The 7,928-nt window shown below is 60.2% G+C and carries 5 protein-coding genes and 1 pseudogene; 3 read left to right on the top strand and 3 right to left on the bottom strand.

The features are described 5' to 3' along the window. The coding region (locus BG61_RS37150) for an alpha/beta fold hydrolase (protein WP_035943153.1) at positions 1–866 on the top strand (866 nt) is incomplete at its 5' end. 461 nt (positions 867–1,327) lie between these two features. After that, on the top strand, positions 1,328–2,374 hold the full coding sequence (locus BG61_RS37155; protein WP_129572129.1) for an alkene reductase: 1,047 nt from the start codon (positions 1,328–1,330) through the stop codon (positions 2,372–2,374). Between the two features lie 77 nt (positions 2,375–2,451). Here the strand turns inward: BG61_RS37155 and BG61_RS44495 are convergent, their stop codons facing one another. Together BG61_RS44495 and BG61_RS44500 are read right to left on the bottom strand one after the other, a co-directional pair. After that, positions 2,452–2,973, bottom strand: a complete 522-nt coding sequence (locus tag BG61_RS44495) for a LysR substrate-binding domain-containing protein (RefSeq protein ID WP_232256123.1) — start codon at positions 2,971–2,973, stop codon at positions 2,452–2,454. Further along, entirely contained in the window at positions 2,970–3,392 is a 423-nt protein-coding gene (locus BG61_RS44500) for a LysR family transcriptional regulator (RefSeq protein WP_232256120.1), read from the bottom strand. Before BG61_RS44500 ends, BG61_RS44495 begins: the two co-directional genes overlap by 4 nt. A 937-nt stretch (positions 3,393–4,329) precedes the next feature. On the opposite strand from BG61_RS44500, the pseudogene BG61_RS37165 reads away from it, so the two are divergent. Next, positions 4,330–5,466 (top strand): annotated as a pseudogene (locus BG61_RS37165) (porin); the annotation flags it as partial. A 937-nt stretch (positions 5,467–6,403) separates the two neighbouring features. On the opposite strand, the gene BG61_RS37170 reads toward BG61_RS37165, so the two are convergent. Continuing rightward, entirely contained in the window at positions 6,404–7,849 is a 1,446-nt protein-coding gene (locus BG61_RS37170) for a DEAD/DEAH box helicase (RefSeq protein ID WP_035930751.1), read from the bottom strand. Positions 7,850–7,928: the final 79 nt, after the last annotated feature.

The raw sequence follows: 7,928 nt of genomic DNA on the forward strand, positions 1-7,928 counted from the left end.
TGTGGTACATGTGGCGGCGCCAGATCGTAGCTTTGGCCAAGGCCGGCTTTAGGGTCGTCGTCCCCGATCAACGGGGATTCGGGCAAACAGATCGGCCGGATTCCATCGAAGCCTACGACGTGAGCCAGTCAGTCGGCGATATGGTCGGCTTGTTGAAGGCTCTGGGTGAAACGAACGCGGTGATCGTCGGACACGACCTGGGCGCATGGGTGGCTCAAGCGGCGGCCATGCTGAGGCCGGATCTGTTCCGTGGCCTCGTGATGCTCAATACCCCGGTGCCACCGCGCGGGAAGGTCAAACCAACCGTCGGCTTGCGGGAAATGGCGAAAGGCAGGGTGTACCACCACCTGTATTTCCAGCAGATCGGCAAGCCGGATCGCGAGTTGGCCAGCGATCCGCGCAAGACATTGCGCAGCGTCTTCTACTCGGTCTCCGGCAGCGCCGTCGGAGCCGAACGGTGGCGCCTGTTCGTCGAACCCGGTGAGCCGATTCTCAACGCCTTCACTGAGCCGAAGGAGTTCCCGTCATGGTTGAGCGCTCGAGCGATCGACTACTACGTCGCGGAATACACGCGCACAGGATTTACCGGTGCCCTGAACCACTACCGCTGTCGCGACCGGAACTGGGAAATCACCTCGTTTCTGGACGGCGCGGTGGTCCGCCAGCCGAGCCTGTTTATCGGTGGCGCTGCCGACCCTTCCCTTGAACCGGTCGAAATCCGCGGGATCTACGACCGGCTCGACACCTACCTACCCGGACTGCAGAAGAAGGTGCTGCTACCCGGCGTGGGCCATGCTGCGGCGGAAGAAAGTGCTGATCAGGTTAACGAATTGCTCCTGCAATTTCTCGGGCAGCTAGAACGCTAGCGTTCAGTGTTCCGTAGCGGCGCATGCAGCGCGAGCATCAGCGGCAGCGTCGGCGCGGGTGACCGCAAGCGGGTCGAATCGCCATGGAGACGTCAGAAACGATCGCCAACCAGGGTCGGTTGTCTGAGCGGAGCGGGCGTCCGAACGTCCCGTGTAAAGCGTCGATCAACGTCTGAAGTTGGCCGGCTGCGGAAGATCGAGGTAGGAACAGCGAACTTCCGCACTCGATATCCTCACAGGGATGGTCTTGACGGCAGATGGCAGCACGCGTCGGGACGAACGGTTGACCCACACATGGACGCCATTGTCGCTTCTGACGCAACTCTGAGTCGAGGCGCAGGCCGTTATTCATTTGCAGCCACCGACCTAGACTGAGCCCGTCCTTGACTACTTTAAATGGGTTAGCGCTATGTCTTCCTTGTTCGATCCGTACGATCTCGGGCCGCTCCACCTCAAGAATCGTGTCGTCATGTCGCCGATGGAGCGCTCGCGCGCGCAACCCGGACTGGGCGCCAGAGGCCGATACAGCCCGCTATTTTGCGCAGCGCGCGGGGGCCGGCCTCATCGTGACTGGCAGTATCGCCATCAGCGAATGGGCTCGTACCTGGGCGTTCGAGCCCGGTCTCTACACCCGGACCCAGATCGAAGCCTGGCGCCATGTAACGGGGGAAGTTCATCATCATGGCGGGGTGATCTTCGGGCAGCTCAGGCATGGTGGCCGCGCGAGTCACGTTTCACATCAACCGAATTGCCAGCGCACGGTCAGCTCTACCGACACTGGGGCGACAAAAGCGATTTCAATGGCGTTCGATGAGAATGGCCGGCCAGCCTTTCTGTTGCAAGGCAAGCCTCGCGCGTTGCGCACCGAGGAGGTGTCGCAGATCGTCGGTGTGTTTGCTCAGGCTGCGCGCAATGCTCGCGAAGGTGGATTCGACGGCGTCGAGATCCACGGTGCCAACGGTTATCTTCATGACCAGTTCATTAACGGAGCGCTCAACACCCGCGACGACCGGTACGGCGGCTCGATTGCGAATCGGCTTCGCTTCACGCTCGAGACGGCCGATGCGATTGTCGACGCCATCGGTGGCGAGCGCACTGGCATCCGCCTGTCGCCCTTCGGCCGCTACAACGAAATGCCGGCCTTCGACGACGAGGCCGAGACGTACCTGACGCTTGCGTCCGAGCTTTCGAAGCGCGGCATCGCCTATGTGCACATCAGCGACCAAACCCGGTGGGCTGACGACGTCTCGATTCCCAAAAATTTTCTCCAGGCGTTTCGCAGCGCCTTTCGGGGTCCGTTGATCCTCGCCGGCGGCTATCTCCGGGATAATGGACAGGCAGCTATCGATTCGGGAGAGGCTGATCTGATTGCGATCGGGAAGCCCTTCATCGCGAATCCAGACCTGGTCGAGCGCCTGCGCAACAACTGGCCGCTCAATTCATGGGATGAGCGTACGTTTTATACGGCGGGAGCCAAGGGCTACACGGACTATGGCGTCTGCGCATAGGACGACGTCGTATCTTCCGCCCTGCTCGAGCGTAGCGTGTTTCTCCGACTTCGCGAACCGAACACGAGGAAAGCGGCTTATCGCCCGGGCGCCGCTATCGGAAATTGACGCGCGCGGTCGAGCAGGGCATCGACAATAACGCGACCTTTCGCCGGCAACGCGGGTGTTCGGGCCCACAACAGGTTGATGGGTATCTCGCCGCCCGACATCCTGTCGAGCACGGTGACAAGACGGCCGCTTCCGATGTCATGGTGGACCATCCATAGCGGGAGCTGACCGAGCCCATGTCCCGCCTTGATCGTCGCCAGCATCATCTCGAAGTCGCACACCGTGTGTTTGATCGGTACCGTATGCGGAACGACTGCGCCGTCAGGCTGCTTGAGCAGCCAGGCTATTCGACGCGGTGAATGCTGGCCGCCAATGCAATCGTGATCGGCAAGGTCGGCCGCCTGCCGGGGCGCGCCACGTGCAGCGACATACGCCGGCGATCCGCAAATAACCATCTGTTGCACGCCGAGCCTTCGAGCGACCAGATCGGTAGAGTCGCCTGGTTCACCAATGCGCACGGCGAGATCGATGTCGATGCCATCATCGGTCAAATCGACCAGCCGGCCGGTGAAACTGACGTTGAGCTGAAAGGCGGGACATCGGTCGCCACCTCCAGCAAGACCGGCATCACGTATAGCCGACCGAACACGGTCGGACGATCGATGCGAACCTGGCCCGCCGGGTTGTTCTGCGCGAGCTTCAGAAGGTTCTCGCCTCGTTCAAGCTCATCCCGTGCGGCCGCGCAATGTTCCAGCCACGCTTCGCCATAGGAAGTCAGCGTAAGACGGCGTGTCGTGCGGTGAAGTAGCTTCGCGCCAAGTCGTGCCTCAAGGCGCGAAACTGCGCGAGCGACCGCGGACTTGGTGAGGCCAAGCTCATCGGTTGCAGAGGTAAACGTGCCAAGTCGCGCAACCGCCGCGAACTCTGCGATGCCGTCGAACTGCAGGCTGGTAGGAAAATCAGAGGACATATATCGTCTTCGAGACAGTCGAGAAACGCACGGCCGCGGCGGACATTCAGGAAAGACGCGGGCGACGAAGCATCGTCCGTCCCACGGCCGAGCACCGGACTGTGCTTTCGAGCTTCGCATGTTCGAACAGCGACTGCACCTCTCGATGATTTTTCGCAGGTCGATAAATCAACGAAGCCCTTCGGGCGCCTCGAGGCATGAGTACCGTTTGCGGTCTCGCCACCCGAGGAGGCAGCACATCAGTGTACCAATCGCTCAAATGGATGCGTCGAAAGATGCAGCCGTAGCCGCAGGCAGTTGAAGTGACGAGCGCGACGAATGAGGCATCGATTTCGGTCGGACCGAGTACGACGACAGTCTCGCTATTTAGCGCATTGGCAGTGACCGCTCCGCAGCCAACGAGCAGCCGTCGCTCGCCTGTCGGCGAACGACTCCAACTGGCCAAGCGCAAGCGCAGCCCGATGCCAAAGAGATAAAGCAGAACGCCGCAAATCAATCCGCATCCGACGCTAGCCGACCCGCTCCGGCCTCTGGACCAGGCGCCATCGGATTGGCAGCTTCCGCAAGGTACAACGGTCACAAGTGTTTAGGTTCCCCCGCCGGGTGAAATTCACTCTTTCAGTTCAAAACGATGACACTGAAAAATTGACAACCTAACTTCGCGTTTAGATCGTTACCGGTACCGCCCGACAGCGCCACTCGTGTGAATTGAACGGGCGCAATGGTCAATAGATATGACCGTTGAAAGGCACCCTGTTCGATCAAAACAAATGCAGGATGCCTTATCACGTGAACCCGGACAGATCCGATGGCCCCGGTGATCGGAACGAAGCTCACGCCATATTGATGCACCCGCGAAGTGGCATGCGAGGCGACGACCTTACAAGACAGTGGCACATTCACATCGGAACAGATTATGAAATAAAAGCCTCTCCCACTCGCCGCTCTCGTTGTGGTTTCATCCGCAGCGCACGCCCAAAGCAGTGTCACCTTGTACGGTACGATCGACACGGCGGTCGCCTACTTTAGTAATCAGAAGGGAACGCACGGCTCGGGTGGAACGTTTCAGATGGAATCGGGCACGCTTACAGGCGATAACTGGGGTTTGAAAGGTAACGAGGACCTCGGTGGCGGCATGTCCGCCATCTTCAATCTGCAAGCCGGATTTAACGTGAACAACGGCGAAGCCGGCCAGGGCGGGCGGATGTTCGGTCGTACCGCAATGGTTGGTCTTGCTGACAAGCGTTTCGGCACTGTCACCATGGGCCGTCAATACGACCCGCTCGTTGACCTGATCCAACCGCTGACAGAGGACGATACATACGGCTCGGCCTTTGCAACACCCGGTGACATGGACAACTACGACAGCAGTTCCCGTGTCAACAACTCGATCAAATACGCCAGCCCGACTTATGCCGGCCTCCATGTGTCAGCCATGTATGCCTTCGGCGGGGAAGCCGGCGAAATTAGCGGCGGACAGACCTACGCGATTGCGGCGGCCTATAACCATGGCCCCTTCAATTTGGCTGCCGGTTATCTTCGCGCGAACAACAATGGTACGTCCTCGGCATACGATGGCCTTACTCCGACCGGTCTCGACTCGACGGCCATCAACGGTGCGTTTATTTCTGCGACCACGCTGCAAATCGTCCGCGCCGCCGGTACCTATGCAATCGGTCCGGTTACGCTGGGCGCTGCCTATAGCAACGTTGACTACGGCAACTACGCGGCTGCCCCAGGCTCGAACAACGGCACCAGGTTCAACACGGCGCAGGCGTTCGTTAACTACCAGTTGAACGCTGCCATCCAGCTCGGGGTCGGCTACAACTACACGAAGGGCAGCGGCAACAATGTCGACGCCAGCTACAACCAGGTGAGTCTTGGCGCGGCCTACTCGTTGTCCAAGCGCACTGACTTGTATGCTCTGGCGGCCTATCAAAAGGCCTCCGGCAACACAATTGACGCACAAACCGGTCAGTTGGTGGCCGCGACGGCATCCATTGCCGACTTTGGCAATGATGCCAGCACAAAGAATCAGACAATGGTAATGCTTGGTATTCGCCACCACTTCTGATTCGCCTAACTGAGTCGTATCGACGAGCGACTCCCTTGTGGCCGCAACACAAAGGGTCTTGGGGGAGTTGCAACTGGCAACCGGCTACATATCCCGCTGCGTTGCTCCACGACGACGCACAGCCGGAAGCCGCGCACGCGCAGGTGCGTGACGACGACAACGGCCGCGCCGGCAATGCGCCGTGCCCTGAGGTAGCCTGAGGCCGACGGCAGCGGATACACCTCATTCCTGGATAGCGATCTGCTTAGCGCTGTCGTCGCGCGCCGCTTGGATTCTTCCTTTGGCAGTCGAATGTCGATCTTGTTGCCGGCAAGCCTCGAAGGCGTTCGGCCAAGGGGAAGCGCGGCGATGTGTACGTACGGCGAAGAGGGGGTGGCAAAGGCCGGATGGGCATAGGCACGACTCCCGGCAATGGCTCGGGCGTGGCGAGGATTGACGCTGCTATTCAGGCCGTTCAGGACCGGGCATTGCCGAACGGCCTCAACTGCGGGGAGCGACGGCCAAGTAAGGCCGATGACGTGACGCTTGTACTCTGAGGGCAGAAGTCCGCTCTCTGGGCGAAGGCGACGTTTGAGTGTCCGCCTCGCCGTGCCGGTGAACGACTGGAGCTGGCCGGGAGCCGAAACCCGCATCTCGAGCACAAGGCAACTGCGGCTACCGTGGCACGAACTCCCGCACTCGACCCAAGGCGAGAGTTCGCGATGAGCCGATCAATTGTCAGCTTTCTTGTGAGAAGCGAACACATTTGCCAGAGACGACCCCGATCGGAGGGTCGCTATGCACAATTTCAACGTCCGTTCGAACCCGAAGTTGTTAAGGATCCTAGATTCCGTGCGCCGTTACCTCCACCTGATGCACGCCGAAGGCGCGCCTCTGCCTGCCGGCGGTCCGCAAACCTCCAGTCTGTTCTAAGGCCGGCGTTACTCATCCCCACGGATCAGGGTTGGTGTTTCCTGCGGCGACCAGCAGGTTTGCCAGCCGGCTTACGTGAACCCTCAGCTGGCTTGCTGGCGGGTTTGCTGCGTGGCTTTTGCACGCTGAATGGATTACCGCTGGACAAGCTCGTGCCTTTACCCGCGGCCTCAGCGAGCTGCGCCGGAGCCTTGCGTCTGTTTTCGCCAATCTGCGGGCTCGGTTTTTTGCTGAGCACCTGCATGGCGCCCGGCGCAGCTTGCGGCACTTTGGGTTTCTTAGGCTTTTTGGGCTTCTTGATGATCTGGCCCGTCGCGCTGGTTTGCGGCACGCGATGTTCGGCTTCAAAACCCGGCTCTTCTTCACGGCGCAGCGTTTGCCGGATCAGCGCTTCAATCGCAGCCAGTTGCGGCGCTTCATCGGCGCACACGAGGGACACGGCCACGCCGCTGGCGCCCGCGCGGCCGGTACGGCCAATACGGTGCACATAGTCTTGCGCCACGACCGGCAGATCAACGTTGATCACCAGCGGCAGGTCGTCGATATCCAGCCCGCGCGCAGCCACGTCGGTGGCTACCAGCATCTGTACTTCGCCTGTCTTGAAGCGCTCCAGCGCACGCAGGCGCGCGGGTTGCGGTTTGTCGCCGTGGATGGTGTCGACCGCATAGCCCGCTTCATCCAGCATCGCCGCCAGGTACTCGACGCCATTGCGGGTTTTGACAAACACCAGCGCGTGCTCCCAGTTGTTCTCAGCCACAAGGTGCATGAAGAGGTCAGGCTTGTTCTTTTTATCCACCGGCACCACCCATTGCTTGATCTTGCTGGCCGTGACATTGGGCGGGCTGACGCTGATATTGACCGGGCCGCGCAGAATGCTCGCTGCCATGGCGCGGATATCATCGGTAAACGTGGCTGAGAACAGCAGGGTCTGGCGCTGAGCGGGCAAGGCAGCAAAGACGGCATTCAGTTCGCGCGCAAAACCCAGATCCAGCATTCTGTCGGCTTCATCCAGCACCAGTGTTTGTACTTGATCAAACTGCACTGCGTTCTGGCGATTGAGATCTAGCAAACGGCCCGGCGTGGCAACGAGCACATCCACGCCTTTGCGCAACTTCATCATCTGCGGGTTGATACTCACACCGCCGTAGGCGGCCAGAAATCGTAAGTCGAGGCCTTTGCCGTAATCGAGAAAGCTTTGCAGCACTTGTTCAGCCAGTTCACGCGTGGGCACCAGCACCAGGACACGCGCACGGTTGCTGGACACCGCCGGGCCGTGTTGCACCAGCCGTTGCAACAGCGGCAGCGCAAAACCCGCCGTTTTGCCAGTGCCGGTCTGTGCCGCAGCCATGACGTCCCGGCCACTGAGCACAGCAGGAATCGCCTTGATCTGCACCGGCGTAGGTGTCTGATAATTGAGGCCCTGCAAATTGCGCAGCAACGGATCGATCAGGCCAAGCGAGGCAAAAGACATGCACGTATTCCGGGCTAAAACCGCAATTTTAGCGGCTACCGCGCTGATTGAACGTAAGCGCCCGGTGATCCCAGGGGTT

Source organism: Caballeronia glathei (genome assembly GCF_000698595.1).
Classification (GTDB): Bacteria; Pseudomonadota; Gammaproteobacteria; order Burkholderiales; family Burkholderiaceae; genus Caballeronia; species Caballeronia glathei.

Bases quoted from the DNA above. Each gene is read 5' to 3' on its own strand.
- BG61_RS44500 (WP_232256120.1), bottom strand. From the start codon at position 3,392: ATGTCCTCTGATTTTCCTACCAGCCTGCAGTTCGACGGCATCGCAGAG.
- BG61_RS37170 (WP_035930751.1), bottom strand. From the start codon at position 7,849: ATGTCTTTTGCCTCGCTTGGCCTGATCGATCCGTTGCTGCGCAATTTG.